The organism is Polaribacter vadi, from assembly GCF_018861005.1.
Lineage (GTDB): Bacteria > Bacteroidota > Bacteroidia > Flavobacteriales > Flavobacteriaceae > Polaribacter > Polaribacter vadi_A.
In genome coordinates, this window is sequence record NZ_JAHKQL010000022.1 from 1 (window position 1) to 17,434 (window position 17,434).

The 17,434-nt window shown below is 29.4% G+C and carries 16 protein-coding genes and 1 pseudogene; 5 read left to right on the plus strand and 12 right to left on the minus strand.

Going from position 1 to position 17,434, the window contains the following annotated elements; genetic code table 11:
• Positions 1 to 193 precede the first annotated feature (193 nt).
• From KO506_RS10755 to KO506_RS10785, 7 genes are all read right to left on the minus strand, one after another.
• Complete coding sequence (locus tag KO506_RS10755) at positions 194 to 658, minus strand: hypothetical protein (protein ID WP_215994917.1); 465 nt, start codon at positions 656 to 658, stop codon at positions 194 to 196.
• Positions 659 to 844: 186 nt separating this feature from the next.
• Positions 845 to 1,840: an L-glyceraldehyde 3-phosphate reductase gene (gene mgrA, locus KO506_RS10760; protein ID WP_215994918.1), complete on the minus strand. Its 996-nt coding sequence runs from the start codon at positions 1,838 to 1,840 to the stop codon at positions 845 to 847.
• Complete coding sequence (locus KO506_RS10765) at positions 1,833 to 2,657, minus strand: hypothetical protein (protein ID WP_215994919.1); 825 nt, start codon at positions 2,655 to 2,657, stop codon at positions 1,833 to 1,835. Before KO506_RS10765 ends, mgrA begins: the two co-directional genes overlap by 8 nt.
• Before the next feature lie 94 nt (positions 2,658 to 2,751).
• On the minus strand, positions 2,752 to 5,649 hold the full coding sequence (locus KO506_RS10770) for an FAD-binding and (Fe-S)-binding domain-containing protein (RefSeq protein ID WP_215994920.1): 2,898 nt from the start codon (positions 5,647 to 5,649) through the stop codon (positions 2,752 to 2,754).
• 165 nt (positions 5,650 to 5,814) lie between these two features.
• Positions 5,815 to 6,792 (minus strand): permease, encoded by a 978-nt coding sequence (locus KO506_RS10775; RefSeq protein ID WP_215994921.1) that lies wholly within the window; start codon positions 6,790 to 6,792, stop codon positions 5,815 to 5,817.
• Positions 6,793 to 6,808: 16 nt separating this feature from the next.
• Positions 6,809 to 7,045 (minus strand): thioredoxin family protein, encoded by a 237-nt coding sequence (locus KO506_RS10780; protein ID WP_215994922.1) that lies wholly within the window; start codon positions 7,043 to 7,045, stop codon positions 6,809 to 6,811.
• 51 nt (positions 7,046 to 7,096) lie between these two features.
• A complete protein-coding gene (locus tag KO506_RS10785) occupies positions 7,097 to 7,402 on the minus strand; it encodes an ArsR/SmtB family transcription factor (protein WP_215994923.1) in 306 nt (101 codons plus the stop codon).
• A 204-nt stretch (positions 7,403 to 7,606) separates the two neighbouring features.
• Between KO506_RS10785 and KO506_RS10790 the strand changes: the two genes are divergently transcribed.
• Both KO506_RS10790 and KO506_RS10795 read left to right on the plus strand, forming a co-directional pair.
• Positions 7,607 to 10,096 carry a M14 family zinc carboxypeptidase gene (locus tag KO506_RS10790; protein ID WP_215994924.1) on the plus strand — a complete coding sequence of 830 codons (2,490 nt, stop codon included), beginning with the start codon at positions 7,607 to 7,609 and terminating at the stop codon, positions 10,094 to 10,096.
• Positions 10,097 to 10,238: 142 nt separating this feature from the next.
• Positions 10,239 to 10,397 carry a YqaE/Pmp3 family membrane protein gene (locus KO506_RS10795; RefSeq protein ID WP_215994925.1) on the plus strand — a complete coding sequence of 53 codons (159 nt, stop codon included), beginning with the start codon at positions 10,239 to 10,241 and terminating at the stop codon, positions 10,395 to 10,397.
• Between the two features lie 53 nt (positions 10,398 to 10,450).
• On the opposite strand, the gene KO506_RS10800 is transcribed toward KO506_RS10795, so the two are convergent.
• The 4 genes from KO506_RS10800 to KO506_RS10815 are packed head-to-tail and all read right to left on the minus strand — an operon-like array spanning position 10,451 to position 12,543.
• A complete protein-coding gene (locus tag KO506_RS10800) occupies positions 10,451 to 10,789 on the minus strand; it encodes a tRNA-binding protein (RefSeq protein ID WP_215994926.1) in 339 nt (112 codons plus the stop codon).
• Between the two features lie 8 nt (positions 10,790 to 10,797).
• Positions 10,798 to 11,277: a DUF962 domain-containing protein gene (locus KO506_RS10805; RefSeq protein WP_215994927.1), complete on the minus strand. Its 480-nt coding sequence runs from the start codon at positions 11,275 to 11,277 to the stop codon at positions 10,798 to 10,800.
• A gap of 53 nt (positions 11,278 to 11,330) precedes the next feature.
• Positions 11,331 to 11,867: a YfiT family bacillithiol transferase gene (locus tag KO506_RS10810; protein WP_215994928.1), complete on the minus strand. Its 537-nt coding sequence runs from the start codon at positions 11,865 to 11,867 to the stop codon at positions 11,331 to 11,333.
• A gap of 1 nt (position 11,868) precedes the next feature.
• The gene (locus KO506_RS10815) at positions 11,869 to 12,543 is read right to left on the minus strand and encodes a tetratricopeptide repeat protein (RefSeq protein ID WP_215994929.1); all 675 of its coding nucleotides are present in this window, start codon (positions 12,541 to 12,543) and stop codon (positions 11,869 to 11,871) included.
• A 122-nt stretch (positions 12,544 to 12,665) separates the two neighbouring features.
• On the opposite strand from KO506_RS10815, the gene KO506_RS10820 reads away from it, so the two are divergent.
• A complete protein-coding gene (locus tag KO506_RS10820) occupies positions 12,666 to 13,973 on the plus strand; it encodes a sulfatase-like hydrolase/transferase (protein ID WP_215994930.1) in 1,308 nt (435 codons plus the stop codon).
• A gap of 29 nt (positions 13,974 to 14,002) precedes the next feature.
• Here the strand turns inward: KO506_RS10820 and KO506_RS17245 are convergent.
• Positions 14,003 to 14,524: pseudogene (locus KO506_RS17245) on the minus strand (Fic family protein); the annotation flags it as partial.
• Positions 14,525 to 15,047: 523 nt separating this feature from the next.
• Between KO506_RS17245 and KO506_RS10830 the strand changes: the two are divergent.
• Positions 15,048 to 15,695, plus strand: a complete 648-nt coding sequence (locus tag KO506_RS10830; protein ID WP_215994931.1) for an HAD family hydrolase — start codon at positions 15,048 to 15,050, stop codon at positions 15,693 to 15,695.
• A 321-nt stretch (positions 15,696 to 16,016) separates the two neighbouring features.
• Positions 16,017 to 17,429 (plus strand): 3-isopropylmalate dehydratase large subunit, encoded by a 1,413-nt coding sequence (gene leuC / locus KO506_RS10835; RefSeq protein WP_215994932.1) that lies wholly within the window; start codon positions 16,017 to 16,019, stop codon positions 17,427 to 17,429.
• Positions 17,430 to 17,434 lie beyond the last annotated feature (5 nt).

Genomic DNA, 17,434 nt, shown 5'->3' on the forward strand with positions numbered 1-17,434 from the left:
CATAAATAGCTGATTATCAGACAAAAAGATACGGAAATATTATCAAACAAACAAGTTAAATAGTTGATTTTTAGTTTCTTGACTAAAAATTTATTGTGTTTTATAAAACAAAAAAGTCGGAAGAAAAATCTTCCGACCATGACTAAGCGAAAGCTTCTCTTTTTAATTTTATAATATATAGTTTTAGGCAATTCTATACAGCCGAAGTTTGTGCAGTAGCCATAACTTTATCGTGATTTTTATAAAACATCATTACTATAAAAGAACCAACAAAAGTAGAAGCCATACCTTCTATAAATAAAGTGATAAAAATTTCTGCAACAGATAAATTACCACCAATTAAAAAGGAATTTTCCATAACTAATAAAAATTCTGGATCTATAAATTCGATATAAACCACAACTCCAATTATAGAAAATAGTATAGCTAAAGCTGATGTTTGCAGTCCTAAACCTAAATTAGTAATATAATTTGTCTCTTTATTAATTTCGATATTAGTTTTTACAGCTCTTCGAATTCCGTAAACAACAAACAATAAATTTAAAAATCTTAAATAAGGATTTTCATGAAGACCTAATAGTTTTGATAAGAAGAATAAGCCTCCAATAAGTACCGTTGTTAAAATTGCATTTTTAATAATTATATGTATTTCTTTCATTTTGTTTATTTTTTCTGGTTAAATATTAAACAAATATAAGAAAAAAATAATAAAAAAACGATAATTAGCTTAAAATTAAGTGTTTATGTTTTTTGATGGATTGAAACCATTTAGTTTTAGTTTTTAACAATGCTATAATTCTTGGTAATAAATTAGAGGATTCTATCAGTAACAATATTCATAAACCTACAAAACAGCATTAATATTTGCCAATTCTTCATCAGAAAAAGTGGTATTTTCTATAGCTTTTACACTATCTAAAATTTGTGATGTTTTGCTAGCACCAATTAAAACAGATGTAATTCTATCATCTTTTAAAATCCAAGATATTGCCATTTGTGCTAAATTTTGATTTCTTTGTTCGGCAATTTCATTTAATGCTTTAATTTTCGGCAACATTTCTAAAACAGTTTGTGTATTTAAAAATGGGCTTTCTTTTACGGCTCTAGAATCTTTTGGTAAACCATTAATGTATTTATTGGTTAACATGCCTTGTGCTAAAGGCGAAAAACAAATTGCGCCTACACCAGAATTGCCTAATAAATCTAACAATCCATCTTCTATCCATCTATCAAATAAACTATATCTTGGTTGATGAATTAAACACGGAGTTCCTAAATCTTTAAGAATTTTAAAAGCTTCAGCAGCTCTTTCTGGTCTGTAATTAGATAAACCAACATACAAAGCTTTGCCTTGTTTTACTATTAAATCTAGTGCACCCATAGTTTCTTCTAAAGGAGTGTTTTCATCTGGTCTATGATGATAAAAAATATCTACATAATCTAATCCCATTCGTTGTAAACTTTGATCTAAACTCGCCACTAGAAACTTTTTAGATCCCCAATCACCATAAGGACCAGGCCACATTCCGTAACCAGCTTTAGATGAGATAATTAATTCATCTCTGTAAGATTTAAAATCTTTCTTTACTATTTTACCAAAGTTTTTTTCTGCAGAACCAGCAGGAGGCCCGTAATTATTTGCTAAATCAAAATGAGTAATACCATTATCAAAAGCACATTTTAATAGGTTTCTAGCATTTTTAAAATCGTCATTTTCTCCAAAATTATGCCATAATCCTAAAGAGAGTTCAGGTAATAATAAACCACTGTTACCTGTTCTTCTGTAATTCATTTTTTCATAGCGATTTTCATCAGCTATATATTTGTTTTTCTTACTCATTTTTTATTGATTTTTTTAACCCTAAAGCTGGTAATAAACCTATAATGGGAATAATTGTAAAAGTTATAAATAAATTTTGATATTCGATAATCGTCGCATTTTTACCAAGAATATAACCATTAAAAATGTCTGGTGTAAAACCAATCACAGAAATAATTCCGACTAAAGTTTCTGTAAATTCAATAGATGTTTTAGTTTCTTCGATAATTGCAAAATACAACCCTCTTAAAGAATAAATAATAAATGTTATCATTATAAAAATTGTAAGTGATAAAAATATGAATTGTTGATTAAAGAAGTCAATACCAAAGATAACAGAAGTTATTGTTAGAATAAAAAAACTTGGAATTATTAATTTTGATGGCATATACCTATCTGTAATCCAACCAATAAAAATAGCTGTAATTTGTCTTAAATATTGTATAATAATTGCAAAATAAGTAGTTTTTTTAAAAGAGAAATTCCGTAAATTTTCTACATAAAACCCTGTTAATTTATAGCAATAATAAACACAAGAAATTATTAAAGAATGATAAATTACTTTTTTACTTTTCATTAATATAAAAGCATTTTTAAAATTGAATTTATGTTCATTATTATTCTTTTGATTATCAGAACCTGTATTTTCTTTAGGCAAAATTTTCCAAACCAAAATAGCCACTAAAAAAACAATTAAAGTAATGCTACCAATAATATATTGTAAAGTTTTTACTTTGTCAACAATAATAATTTCTACTCCTTTTTCTAGAAAAAAGAAGGTTAAGATTTCTGCTTTAAAGAGTGAAATTGTTGCTGCAAAAAAATCTGCTTTCATCATCTATAACCCAAAAGATAAACTATGGTTGTGCTCATTTTTCCATTGTCTATGGGCTTTTATTAAAGAGGCCTAAAAGCAAAGAAAATTACTCAAATTAAAGCAAAGCTTCTTTTAATAAAGTAATTGGGTGTTTTGCAATACGTTTGGTTCCATCAAAAATTTGATGTCTACAACTTGTACCTGCTGCAGCAATTTCTGTTTCTGCACTACAATTTCTAACTTTAGGAAACAAAGTATCTTCACCAACTTGCATAGAAACCTTATAATGTTCTTTTTCATAACCAAAAGAACCAGCCATTCCACAACAACCAGTATTCATAATAGTTACAGCATAGTTTTCTGGTAAACTCAGCATTTTAAAACTAGCAAAAGTACCTGTTAATGCTTTTTGATGACAATGACCGTGAATTTTTAAAGTCTTCTTTTCTGATGTAAAAAGGCTTTTGTCAATATTTTCTATCTCTATTTCTTTGGCTAAAAACTCTTCGAAAGTAAATGCGTTTTTGGCAATTTTTTCTGCGGATGTTTTGTCATCAGCTAACCTTAAATATTCGTCTCTAAAACTCAAAATTGCTGAAGGTTCTACACCAATCAAAGGAATATCATCAGAAATTAAATCTTTAAAAATGGCAATATTAGTATTACAAATTTCTTTGGCTTCTTTTAAAAATCCTTTAGAAATATGACTTCTTCCACTTTCATCATGTGTTACAGATTTTACTTCATAACCTAATTTTTCTAACAAGATTACTGCGTCTTTACCTATTTCTGCATCGTAATAATTTGTGAATTCATCATTAAACAAATAAACTGCTTTTTTAGAAGCTTTTGGCTCATATTTCTTTAACCAACTTTCTAAAGTTTGATTTGCTAATTTAGGAACAGTTCTTTCAACTGCAACACCTAATACTTTTTTTGAAAAGTTGGTATTGGTAATAAAGTTTGTAAGTGATGGGAAAATGCTTCCTAGTTTATTGTATTTAGCATTGTTTGCAAACATTTTGCTTCTAAAAGAATAACCATTTGTTTCTTGATATTGATATAAAAATTCAGCTTTCATACTTGCAATATCTACATTACTTGGGCATTCTGTTGCGCAAGCTTTACAACTTAAACAAAGATCTAAAACTTGTTTTAATTCTTTTGAATCAAATTTATTTACTGCTGTATTATTTGTTAAAACATCTCTCAATGTATTAGCTCTTGCTCTTGTAGTATCTTTTTCGTCTTTTGTAGCTCTATAACTTGGGCATAAAGTTCCACCAGCTTCAACAGGTTTTCTACAATCTCCAGAACCATTACATTTTTCTGCTAATTTTAAAATACCTTCATCTTTAGAAAAATCTTGAAGTGTTTTAATAACAGGTTCTTCTCTATCAATTTCATAACGTAGGCTTTCATCCATAGCAAAAGCATCTGTTATTTTTCCTTGGTTAAAAACATTATTAGGATCGAATGCTTTTTTTATTCTTCTTAAAAGTTGATAATTTTTATCACCAATCATTAGAGGAATAAATTCTGCACGTACAATTCCATCTCCATGTTCTCCAGAAAACGAACCTTTATATTTTTTTACTAATTGAGCAGTTTCAGTTGTAATTTTTCTAAATAAAACGACGTCTTCTCTTTTCTTGATGTTTAAAATAGGTCGTAAATGCAATTCTCCAGCTCCAGCATGTGCATAATACACAGCATTTTGCTGATATTTATCCATTATTTTGGTAAACTCTTCTATATAATTTGGCAAATCTTCTAAAGCAACAGCTGTATCTTCAATACAAGCTACCGCTTTTTTATCTCCTACAATATTTGCTAAAGCACCTAAACCTGCTTTTCTTAAATAATGCACTTTTGCAATATCTGCACCATATACTTTTGGATGATGATAGCCAAAATTGTTTTTTTCTAAATCTGTAATTAAATTATCAGCATAAATTTCTGCTTGTTCTATGGTTGCAGCAGAAACTTCTAACATTAAAACTGCTTCTGGATCTCCTTGTAAAAAGAACCTGTTTTTTACTAAATCAGGATGGTTTTTAGTACAATCTAAAATGGTTTTATCCATTAACTCACAATTGTATAAATTGTGATTCATAGCAATTAGAGTTGCTTTTAAACTTTCATTTATACTCTTAAAATGAGTACAAACCATAATGCTTTCTTTTGGAGCAACATCATCTAAATGTAATGTAATTGATGTAGAAAAAGCCAATGTTCCTTCACTACCAGATAATAGTTTTGCAACATTTATAGTTGGTGCTGTTCCTCCAAATAAATCTGAAGTTAAAAATTCATCAACTGCATAACCTGTACATCTTCTGTGAATAGTTTCCTTAGGAAATTCGTTTTTAATTTCTTGCTGATTTTCAACCAAAGAAAGTTCATCAAAAATGGCTTTATAAATTTTTCCTTCTTGTGTTTCTTCTTTTGTTTTTTTGATAAATTCTTCTGAAGAAATTTCGTTGAAAGTTGCTTTGCTACCATCACTTAAAATGGCATCAATACTTAATACTTTATCACGTGTAACACCATATTTTATTGATGTGCTTCCAGAGGAATTGTTACCAACCATACCACCAATCATACATCTATTAGATGTTGAGGTATTTGGACCAAAAAATAAACCATATTGTTTTAAATAAACATTTAAAGAATCTCTTACAATTCCTGGTTGTAATGTTATGGTTTTTGCTTTTTCATCAAAAGAAATAATTTTTGTAAAATGCTTAGAAACGTCAACTACAATTCCATCTCCCACACATTGGCCTGCTAAAGAAGTTCCTGCTGTTCTTGGTATTAAAGTAATGCTGTTTTTTGTAGCAAATTCAATTAAAGAAATAATGTCTTTTTCACCCTTAGGAAAAGCAACTGCTAAAGGAATTTTTCTGTACACAGAAGCATCAGTTGCATATAAAGTTTTGTGTAAATTATCGAAAAGAACATCACCAGAAAGTGAGCTATTTAAAATTTCTAAAGTAGCATTATCTATCATCAAAAAAGTGGTAAAAATATCTAATTTACAAATATCAGAATAATAAATCTATTTAAAGAAAATAAGAAAAACCTTTCACTAATTTTATCGATTTGTTAAAAAAAAGGAACATTCATAACAGAATGTATAGCAATTGTGTTTAGCAGTTTATTCAGTTTCGTTTTTCTATAAAATAAGATTGAATAAATAACCAGAAATGATAATACATAGGGTTACTACACCAAAAAAGATGGCAATTAGTTTTAGAGACATTACTTTTTTTAAGAGCATTGCTTCTGGTAAAGAAAGCCCTACAACACCCATCATAAAAGCAATGGCTGTACCTATAGGTATTCCTTTTGCAACTAATACTTGTACTACAGGTAAAATTCCTGATGCGTTAGAATACATTGGCACAGCTAAAATTGTTGCAATGGGCACAGCAAACAGGTTGTCTTTGTCCATATATTGTTCAAAAAATCCTTCAGGTATATATCCATGCATCAATCCACCAATGGCAATACCAATAATTACAAAAGGAATAATTCCTTTAAGAATTTTAAGGACTTCTGCCCAAATTATTGGTAAACGTTGTTTTAGAGTTTGTTGTTCTGCAATAAATACATCTTGTTCTCTTTGTGCATTTGCTAAAACTTCTTTTACCCAGGGAGTTAAAAAAGGTTCGAGTTTTAATTTTTTAAGAATTACATCAGAAATTGTACCCAATAAAATACCACTTACAACATAAATAATTGTCATTTTAAGTCCGAATAAACCTACAAACAAACCAATAGCTACTTCATTAACTAAAGGAGATGTAATTAAAAATGCAAAAGTTACGCCTAGAGGAATTCCACCTCTTACAAAACCTATAAAAAGCGGAACAGAAGAACAAGAACAAAAAGGAGTAACAACTCCAAAAAGACTTGCCATTAAATACTCTAAACCATATAATTTATTTCTAGAGAGGAAATTTTTAACCTTGTCTATAGGGAAATAACTGTTTACAATTCCCATAAAAAAGATCACTATAAAAAGTAAAATCAGAATCTTTGTAGTATCATAAATAAAGAAATTTAAAGCTTCTGCTAAATGCTGTCCTTTTTCTAAATTAAGAACATCATACACAAACCAATCTGCAATATTTTGTATCCAATTAAACATATTAAATCTGAGTTTTCTATTTTAAAAGCTCTAAAATTTCATTTTTAGAAGGTATTCTTCCTTTAATACTAATTACATCATCTATAACCAAAGCAGGTGTGCTCATTACATTGTATTTCATAATTTCCATAATATCTTCTACTTTTTCAATGTTTGCTTCTATATTGTTTTCAGAAATCACTTCTTTTACAACATTGGTCATCAATTGACATTTTGTACATCCAGTACCTAAAATTTTAATAGTTTTACTCATAATATTATTGTTTGTTTATCGCTAATAGGCGATTTTGATGTTAAAAAAAAATCAATCAAAAAATTGTTGAAAAAGTGATTTTGCTTTTTCCCAGTTTTCTGTATTGATACAGTATTTTATTTTTGGTGGTTTTAATTCTCCTTGAATTAAACCTGCTTTTTTTAGTTCTTTTAAATGTTGCGAAATTGTAGATTGTGCTAAAGGAAAAACATTTACCAAATCGCCTGTAAAACAGCAAGATTGATTTTCTAAATGTTTTAAAATTGCAATACGAGTTGGGTGTGCCAATGCTTTTGCAAATGTTGCAAGTACCTTTGTGTTTTGCTGATATGTTATGGTTTCTATAGTTCGTTTCATAATTGCTTATCGCAAATTTACGATTGGCTTTTTAGTAGAAATCTGATTTTTATCACCTTTTCTATTTTTGTGAAATTTCTCTATTTTAAAGCCAAAGTAATTCAGAAGCAAACTCTTAATATATTCTTAATACTTTGTTAAAGCTCTCTTATAAAATTTTCGAATACCTATATTTGGTTACTTCAATTCAAATTTCTAATCAACATGAAAAAAATATTACTATTATTTTTATTGAGTTCTTTTTCTATAGCAGCTCAAAAAGTAGACTTATCTTACTATTTGCCCAAAAACACCACTTACAATACCAACATTCCTACTCCAGAATCTGTAATTGGTCATGAAGTAGGTGAGTGGCATATTACTCACGATAAATTAGTGGAGTATATGAAGATCTTAGCAGCTTCATCAGACAGAATATCAATAGAAAATAGAGGGAAAACTTATGAAGATAGACCTTTGTTATTGCTTACAATTACATCCGCAGAAAATCATAAAAATTTAGAAAGTATTCGAGAAAAGCATATTGAGGCTACCAATTCTAATTCTGTTGATGTTAGTAATAATCCGATTGTGGTTTACCAAGGATTTTCTATTCATGGAAATGAAGCTAGTGGATCTAATGCAGCTTTAGCTGTGGCTTATTATTTGGCTGCAGCAGAAAATATAGACGATTTATTAAACAATGTTGTGATTCTTTTTGATCCTTCTTTAAATCCTGATGGATTGCAGCGTTTTGCTTATTGGGCAAACACCAACAGAAGTGCCAACTTAAATCCTGATCCTAATGATAGAGAATTTTTTGAGATTTGGCCAAGAGGAAGAACCAACCATTATCAATTTGATATGAATAGAGATTGGTTGCCTGTGCAATTGCCAGAAAGTACTGCAAGAATTGCAAGTTTTCATAAATGGTTGCCAAATATTTTAACAGACCATCATGAAATGGGAAGCAATTCTAGTTTCTTTTTTCAACCAGGAATACCAAGCAGAACAAATCCGTTAACGCCACAAATGAATCAAGATTTAACCAAAGAAATTGCAACTTATCATGCAAAAGCGTTAGACAAAATTGGTTCTTTATATTATTCTGAAGAAAGTTTCGATGATTTCTATTATGGTAAAGGTTCTACTTTTCCAGACATTAATGGTAGTATTGGAATTTTATTTGAACAAGGAAGTTCTAGAGGACATGCACAAGAAACTGTAAACGGAGTTTTAACCTTTCCTTTTACTATCAGAAATCAATTTACTGCTGCTTTATCTACTTTAGAAGCTGCAAAAAGTATGCGTGTAAAGATTTTAAAATATCAACAAAGTTTTTACCAAGAATCTAGAAATACTGGTGTAAACAAAGCTGTTGTTTTTGGTGATGAAAAAGATGCTGCTAAAAGTTTTCATTTGGCAGAAGTAATGAAAAAGCACAAGATTAAAATCCACGAAGTAAAATCAGATTTTACAGAAAATGGCAAAACCTTTAAAAAAGGATATAGTTATGTAGTGCCTATGAATCAGAAAAATCATCGTTTAGTAAAAGCAATGTTCGATGTTAGAACTACCTTTAAAGATAGTCTGTTTTACGATGTTTCTGCTTGGACGTTTAATCATGCTTTTGGTTTAGATTATTCAGAAGATGTTTCTATTTCTAAAGCAGGAGCAGAAATTACAGATTTAAAAATGAAATTGGGTAGTGTTTCTGGTAAAAGTGATTATGGTTATTTATTGCCTTGGAACGAGTTTTACACTCCAAAAGCTTTAAATGCTATTTTGCAAAAAGGAATTAGAGCCAAAGTTTCGATGAGAAATTTTAAAAACGGAGGAAATTCTTACGATTATGGAACAATTTTTATTCCTGTTCAAAATCAAAAATTAAATACTACAGATTTATACAATTTTTTAACTAAAGTTGCTGCAGGTAGTCATACTACAATAACTGGTGTTTCTACAGGTTTAAATGATGGAATTGATATGGGGTCTAACAATTTTAGAGCTATAACAAAACCTAAAGTAGCAATGATTGTGGGTGATGGAGTAACTGGTAATGATACTGGAGAAATTTGGCATTTGTTCGATCAACGTTTTGATATGCACATTACACGTTTAGATACCAGAAATTTAGGTAGAGTAGATTTATCTAAATACACACACATTGTAATTCCTAGTAGTCGTTTAGAAAAATCTGACATAGAAAAAATTAAAACTTGGGTAAAAAATGGTGGAGTAGTAGTAGGTTATAAAAACACAGCTTCTTGGTTGGCAAGTAATAAAATGATTAATTTAAGTTTTGATAAAGCAAAAAGAGACTCTGTTAAGAATATTACTTTCGAAAACAAATCGTTATTTTCTGGAGCACAAGTTATTGGTGGTGCCATTTTTGAAGCTAAAATAGATAGATCTCATCCTATTAACTTTGGGTATAAAAACGATAAAATTGCTTTATTTAGAAACTCAACCATGTTTTTAAAAGCAGATAAAAATAGTTATAACAATCCTATACAGTATACTTCTAAACCTTTGTTAAGTGGTTATATATCTAAAGAAAATGCTGCAGTAATTCCGAATACAGTACCTTTTAAAGTGGAACGTTTTGGTAGAGGTAGAGTTATTGTTTTTACTGATAATACTAACTTTAGAGCTTTTTGGTTTGGTACCAACAAGTTGTTAATGAATACTATTTTCTTTGGTAATATGATGTAGAATATCAATCTAAATAGATTAAATTTAAAAGATTTAGAATCATTCTTATAAATAGATGATTTTGAATCTTTTTTTTTGATGAAAATTACTGTAACAAAACTTGTTTGTAAACGTCTTATTTATGTAACCAACTAAAATGTAAATGAGTTTTTTTAGAGTATTATTTGCTATTATTTTTCCTCCACTATCTGTAATCGATAAAGGTTGTGGGTCTTTCTTTATTATATTTTTGCTAACTCTTTGTGGCTGGATTCCAGGTGTAATTGGAGCTTTGGTAATTCTGAATAATCCAAAAAGATAATCATTCTAGAAATTAATTTCAAGAATTTTTATTTTTGCAAACTGCAAACTGTCTTAACTAACCTGTTCCCCTTTTTTAATGGTTTTAGATGGCTGTAGTAAAACTACTTTATCCTCTGTATTATAAACACCTATAACCAAAACTTCACTCATAAAATTAGCAATCTGTCTAGGTTTAAAATTTACGATTGCAGAAATTTGTTTATTTAATAATTCGTCTTTTGTATATAAATCTGTGATTTGTGCACTCGATTTTTTAATGCCTAAAGCACCAAAATCAATCTTAAGTTGATAGGCGGGTTTTCTAGCTTTCGGAAAATCGTTCACTTCTATTATTGTACCAATTCTAATATCAACTTTCAAAAAATCTTCGAAGGTAGTTTCGTCTTTCATATTTTTTTTTATAAGGTTGCTTTTTTAGGTTTCTTGCCCAATTTTTGAATCACCCATAAAGGGCCAATCAATAAAAACTCTAAATCTTTTAAGAAAGATGGTTTTGCACCTTCTACTTTATGTCCGTAAAACTGGCCAATCCAAGCCAAAACAAAAATGGCAATAGAAACATAAAATAAATTGAAGTTATTGCTAATCCAGAAGTTGCCAATAATAGACAATAAAATTACAAAAAGCATTTCAGCAAAATACCAAAAACCCAAACGTAAATAAAATATAGAAATGACAACTGTAACAACTACAGCCCAATTTTCTATAAGCGGATTGTATAAACCTAAAGTATTCTCTAAAAAAGTGGTAGGAATACTCATCAGCAAACCAATAACGCTAAAAAATATTAATGGCACACAAATATAATGTATGGCTTGGTTGGTTTCGTTTTGATGGCTTATTGCATATTCATCAAAATATTCTTGTGCAGTTTTCATTATCTCTAAATTAAGTTTTTAAAGATAGGTAATTTTGCAAAAATGTAAAGAATTTATTTCCAGCCTTCACGAATCATTAATTGCTCTATATGTGCATAATGATGTTGACAATGCCAAGCATAAATACCTATATTTTCTTGTAAAGTAACGCGTTTATTTCCATCAGGATGAATAAAAGCCTTTTGCAATTCTTCTTCAGTTAAACCTTGTAATAAATAAACCCATTTAGCATGCAAGCCTTTTAAAGCATCTAAAGTTGGTAAAATTGGTGCAGATTTAGAGTCACTTAATTCTGCCCAAAGTTTTTCATCGTAGGCTTTTATAACAGGTTCATTTTCGGTTAAAGCCCATTTAAAACGCATATAAGAATTATGATGACTGTCGTAAGAATGATGTATAACTTGTCTTATTGTCCAGCCACCTTCTCTATAAGGTATTTCTAATTGATTATCAGATAATTCTCTTACTAAAAACTCTAATTCGTGTGGAAAACGTTCAATGTCAGAAATCCAGTTTTCTATATGTTTTTTGGTAATTTGTTCAGGAATATCAATTTTACCTATTGGGTATTTTAATTCTTCTAATGTCATTCTATTTGGTTAATTTCTTTAAAAATTGCTCAGAATTTCTATTCTCAGGATTAACAGCTAACGATTTTTTAAAGCTAATGATTGCATTAGCAGTATCCTTTTTTAAGAAATAAGCTTCACCTAAACTATTAAAAACATTTGAACTATTAGGATATAATTCAGAATTTATTTTAAAAATTTCTAAAGCAGCGTCATAATTCTTTTCTCTAACAAAACGATATCCCCAACTATTTAAACTTCTTTCTCTAATAAGATAATTTGTAGAATCATTGGTTTGTATAGCTTTAAAAGCTAATAATGCTTTGTTGTATTCTTTGGCTTTAAAATATTCACCTGCTGTTTTTTCTTCAGCATTCAATTTTTTAAAGTGATATAAAGTGCCTTTATGTTCAGTTTTTGGATCTAATTCAATATGCATTTTTGGCTGACTTACAAAAAGCATTTTCTCATTTAGTTCTTTCATATAAAAAGAACTATCGTTTACTTTTAGTAATTCTGCATCAGTTCCACGCCATTTTGCGTGCATAATTGCATCTTCAAAATAAATTTCTAAAACTTCATTGGCATTAAATAAATAGCGTCCAGAAGTTGTATTAATAAATTCCTCAGAATTTTTTTGTGAAGTACAACTAACTAGTATTATTAGAGATAAAAAAGTGAAGAATAGTTTTTTCATAAGGTTGATAGATAAAGTAGATTCATTACTTTAGACGACTGAAATATACTTTTTGTTACATATAAATAATAAGATTTTTAAACTATTTTTAATTTTACAAGTCAAATAATAAACTATTTTTTATGAGAGTATCTTTAATTATAAGTTTATTGTTAAGTATTTTATTATTCAACTGTAGTTCTCCTTCTGAAAACAGAGATAATGAAGTTGATGATATTGATACTCCTGTAAATGCTTCAAAACCGAATATTTTATTGGTTATTGCAGATGATGTAAGTAAAGATGCAATTCCTAACTATTCAGAAGGAATCTCTAAAGCAAATATGCCAAATCTACAAAGTTTAATGAACTCAGGAATAACGTTTGATAATGTTTGGTCTTACGCTGTATGTTCTCCAACAAGAGCATCTATTATTACAGGTAAATATGGCAACAATACAGGTGTTATAGAAGTAGGAGATCAAATTTCTACTTCAGAAACCTCTATTCAAAAATACATTTCTAACAATACCAATGCTGCATATGCATCAGCAATTTTTGGAAAATGGCACATTTCTATTGATACTAATGATGCAGAAACTATGGGTGTAGATTATTTTGCTGGTATTAAAAGTGGTGGAGTGCAAGACTATTATAGCTGGCCTTTAATAGAAGATGGAGTAAGTGCAACAAACACAGATTATATGACAACTAAATTAACAGATTTAGCCATAGATTGGAAAGCTGCACAAACAAAACCTTGGTTTTTGTGGATGGCATATACAGCACCACACACACCATTTCATTTGGCTCCTAATAACTTACATTCTCAAGGAAATTTATCTACAGATCAAACAACTATAGATGCAAATCCTTTGCCTTATTATTTATCTGCCTTAGAAGCTTTAGATACAGAAATGGGAAGATTAATTAATAGCATGTCAGATGAAGAAAAAGCAAATACCATTATTATTTTTATTGGTGATAATGGAACTCCAGGCCAAGTAGTACAATCTCCTTATGGAAGAAGAACTGCAAAAGGAAGCTTGTATCAAGGAGGTGTTAATGTACCAATGATAATTTCTGGATTAGGTGTAAATAGAATGGGGGTTAGAGAAACTGCATTAATAAACTCCACAGATTTATATACTACAATTGGTAATATTACTGGGGTTTCAACTTCAGAACTTCATAATAGTAAAAGTTTTTATGATTTATTTACAGATGCAAATGCTACAAAAAGAGAATATGTATATTCAGAAAAAGAAGATGCTTATACTATTAGAAATGCGACATATAAATACATAAAGTACGATGATGGCACAGAAGAACTCTACAATTTAGCTACAGATGCTTACGAAAGTTCTAATTTAATAAACAGTACTTTATCTACAGATGAAACAAATGCAAAAACAGCTTTAATTGCAGAGGCTACTAAAATAAGAAATTAGTATGTCTTTGCGAGTTTACTAAGTGATCTCTAATTAATTTGATAAACAGTTTTATTCTTCTCACCAATTTTTATAATAAGATGTTGAGCAACACCATTTTTTAAATCTCGACTTGCAGTTGCAGAAGAAATATCTTTAAAAACAGTCAGATAATCTTTTCTAGAAAAAGGAGTTTTATTTAGTGATAGAAAATTCGCTAAGCGTTCTTGTTGAGTAAAAATCGGTTGATTAAAGTCTAATATATCTTCCAATGAAATATCAATAACAGCCAATCTTATATTCAATAAAAGGAGTGGAGTTGCCAATCTTATCACTTTCAGAAAGTGCTTTGTAATATGTGTTTTGGTTTTTACTGATTAAAGTTTCAAATGGAATAAACTCAAATACAGGATATTCTTGTATTAAAATATGCGTTTGCCACAACCTGACCAATCTTCCATTTCCGTCTAAAAACGGATGAATAAACTCCATTTCGTAATGAAAAACACAGCTTTTTATAAGCGTAATTTCTTCGGATATTTTACATAATCAAATAAGTTTTTCATAGCAAATAGGAAGAATTTGATGAAATATATTTACAATAAATCTATCTTATAAAGTTTTCCATTTTTAAATAATAACATCAAATTTATCAACAGAAAAGGTAACTAACTTTCTAAAAACGACCTACTTTTATTTTTCGTAGAAATTCAATTTTTATGGAATGGTAAGTGTCCAAAGAGTGAAATGGAATGGACATGATAATGGAATAAAAAGTAGAATTTAAGAAAAATAAAATTATTCTAAATTTTGTTTCTTTTCATAAATGGAAATAAATTATGATTCTTCAACAAGCTTATCATAACATTTTGTTTCAAAATAAAATTATGTTTTCAACTCAAACTTTTTTAGAAATTCCAAAGAAAAATACTTAAAGAATTCTCGACTTTTATTACGTTTCGCAAGAAATCACAAATCCTAACTTATCAATAAACCTCTATAAAAAACTTGATTTTATCCTTCAAAAAAATTAATTACATCCCTCAATGCAATAATAATCTATAAATTTGTAGCTTATTAAAAATAAGAAAGAAAATGTTTAAAGGAGTAATTTTTGATTTAGATGGTACACTTGTAAATTCTCTAGGAGATATTACCAATGCAATAAATACCGTGTTAAAAAAGCATAACTTTCCAACACTTAGCATTCAGGAGTGTCAAAGTTTTATAGGTCATGGTGTTAGAGATTTGGTGGTAAAAGCTTTACCTCAAGAAAATCAGAATGAAGAATGGATCAATCGTTGTTTTAAAGAAATGTTAGCCGTTTATCAAGACAATTGCACAATTAAAACAGCTATGTATCCTAATATTAGTAATTTATTAGATGAGTTAACTGCTCGTAAACTAAAATTAGCAGTGTTTTCTAATAAAGCAGATAAACTCACTAAGAAAGTTGTAAAAGCGGTATTTCCTAAATGGAACTTTGAAGTTGTAGAAGGTTTAAAATTAGAAGCCTTAAAAAAACCAAACCCTACTGTTGCTTTAGAAATTAGTGAAAAGTTAGCCATACCTGCAGAACAATTAATTTTTGTAGGAGACACAGATGTAGATATTCTAACTGCTAAAAAGGCAAATATGTATCCTGTAGGCGTTGATTGGGGTTACAGAACCAAAGAAGAATTAATTTTATGTGGAGCAAAATATATTTTAGAAGATCCATTAGATTTAATTAAAATTTTATAGCGAGTTAAAATTTTAATAACCATAACTTTTCAAGTAATTTAAGCCGAACTAAAAAAGTGATATTTCAGATTTTTTTCATCTAAAACTTACAAACATCTATTTCAAAATAATTGGATTGTAAATTAACCTTTCAAAAAAAATAGCACATACAAATTAAATAGACATCGTATTTTAAATCAAGTTAAAAGTCTAAAAAACAAAACAATAAGTGTTCTTTTAACAGTTGAATATAATGCAGTGAATCCTTTAAGCAATCCCAAAAATGGAAGAATACCTTATTTTTGATTTTAGATTTTAATAATCAAGAAATAAAGTAAAAAAATGGCAAAAACATTATTTGACAAAGTATGGGACTCACATGTAGTACGTAGCGTAAAAGACGGACCAGATGTGTTTTTTATAGATCGTCATTTTATCCATGAAGTTACAAGTCCTGTAGCTTTTTTAGGATTAGAAAGTAGAGGAAACAGTGTAGTATATCCAGAACGTACATTTGCAACAGCAGATCATAACACACCAACCATAAATCAACATTTACCTGTAGAAGATGCATTGTCTGCAAATCAGTTAGATGCTTTAGAAAAAAATTCTGAAAAACACGGAATTTCGCATTGGGGTTTAGGAGATGTTAATAACGGAATTGTACACGTTGTTGGACCAGAAAACGGAATTACGTTACCTGGAGCAACAATTGTTTGTGGAGATTCTCATACATCTACCCATGGTGCTTTTGGTGCTATTGCCTTTGGTATTGGTACTTCTGAAGTAGAAATGGTGTTGTCTACACAATGTATCATGCAGCCAAAACCTAAAAAAATGCGTATTAACGTAAATGGTAAATTAGGTTTAGGCGTTACTGCAAAAGATGTAGCTTTATACATTATTGCACAACAAACTACTTCTGGTGCTACTGGATATTTTGTAGAATATGCAGGAGATGTTTTTGAAGACATGACTATGGAAGGACGAATGACAGTTTGTAATTTGTCTATAGAAATGGGAGCAAGAGGTGGTATGATTGCACCAGATGCAAAAACTTTCGAATATTTAAAAGGCCGTGCTCAAACTCCTAAAGGAGCAGATTGGGACAAGGCAATGAAATATTGGGAAACTTTATATACAGAAGAAGGAGCAGAATTTGATGTAGAATTTAATTATGAAGCATCAGATATAGAACCAATGATTACTTATGGTACAAACCCAGGTATGGGAATTGGGGTAACTAAATCTATTCCTTTAGCAGAAAATGTAGAAGGTGGAGTAGATACTTATAAAAAATCTTTAGGATATATGTCTTTTAACGAAGGCGATTCTATGATTGGTAAAGAAATAGACTTTGTATTCTTAGGTTCTTGTACAAACGGACGTATAGAAGATTTTAGAGCATTTTGTTCTATTGTAGAAGGAAGACAAAAAGCAGACAATGTTACTGCTTGGTTAGTTCCAGGATCTCACAAAGTAGTAGATCAAATACAAGCTGAAGGATTAGATAAAATAATCACAGATGCAGGTTTTGTTTTAAGAGAACCAGGTTGTTCTGCTTGTTTAGCAATGAATGATGATAAAATTCCTTCAGGAAAATTATCAGTTTCAACATCAAACAGAAACTTCGAAGGAAGACAAGGACCAGGATCTAGAACATTATTAGCATCTCCATTAGTTGCTGCAGCATCTGCAGTAGAAGGAAAAGTAACAGATCCAAGAACAATTTTAACAGCAAATGCTAACGCTTAAAAAAG

Excerpts from the sequence above, each read along its gene's own strand:
- KO506_RS10755 (WP_215994917.1), bottom strand. The coding sequence starts at position 658 with ATGAAAGAAATACATATAATTATTAAAAATGCAATTTTAACAACGGTA.
- mgrA (WP_215994918.1), bottom strand. The coding sequence starts at position 1,840 with ATGAGTAAGAAAAACAAATATATAGCTGATGAAAATCGCTATGAAAAA.
- KO506_RS10765 (WP_215994919.1), bottom strand. The coding sequence starts at position 2,657 with ATGATGAAAGCAGATTTTTTTGCAGCAACAATTTCACTCTTTAAAGCA.
- KO506_RS10770 (WP_215994920.1), bottom strand. The coding sequence starts at position 5,649 with ATGATAGATAATGCTACTTTAGAAATTTTAAATAGCTCACTTTCTGGT.
- KO506_RS10775 (WP_215994921.1), bottom strand. The coding sequence starts at position 6,792 with ATGTTTAATTGGATACAAAATATTGCAGATTGGTTTGTGTATGATGTT.
- KO506_RS10780 (WP_215994922.1), bottom strand. The coding sequence starts at position 7,045 with ATGAGTAAAACTATTAAAATTTTAGGTACTGGATGTACAAAATGTCAA.
- KO506_RS10785 (WP_215994923.1), bottom strand. The coding sequence starts at position 7,402 with ATGAAACGAACTATAGAAACCATAACATATCAGCAAAACACAAAGGTA.
- KO506_RS10790 (WP_215994924.1), top strand. The coding sequence starts at position 7,607 with ATGAAAAAAATATTACTATTATTTTTATTGAGTTCTTTTTCTATAGCA.
- KO506_RS10795 (WP_215994925.1), top strand. The coding sequence starts at position 10,239 with ATGAGTTTTTTTAGAGTATTATTTGCTATTATTTTTCCTCCACTATCT.
- KO506_RS10800 (WP_215994926.1), bottom strand. The coding sequence starts at position 10,789 with ATGAAAGACGAAACTACCTTCGAAGATTTTTTGAAAGTTGATATTAGA.
- KO506_RS10805 (WP_215994927.1), bottom strand. The coding sequence starts at position 11,277 with ATGAAAACTGCACAAGAATATTTTGATGAATATGCAATAAGCCATCAA.
- KO506_RS10810 (WP_215994928.1), bottom strand. The coding sequence starts at position 11,867 with ATGACATTAGAAGAATTAAAATACCCAATAGGTAAAATTGATATTCCT.
- KO506_RS10815 (WP_215994929.1), bottom strand. The coding sequence starts at position 12,543 with ATGAAAAAACTATTCTTCACTTTTTTATCTCTAATAATACTAGTTAGT.
- KO506_RS10820 (WP_215994930.1), top strand. The coding sequence starts at position 12,666 with ATGAGAGTATCTTTAATTATAAGTTTATTGTTAAGTATTTTATTATTC.
- KO506_RS10830 (WP_215994931.1), top strand. The coding sequence starts at position 15,048 with ATGTTTAAAGGAGTAATTTTTGATTTAGATGGTACACTTGTAAATTCT.
- leuC (WP_215994932.1), top strand. The coding sequence starts at position 16,017 with ATGGCAAAAACATTATTTGACAAAGTATGGGACTCACATGTAGTACGT.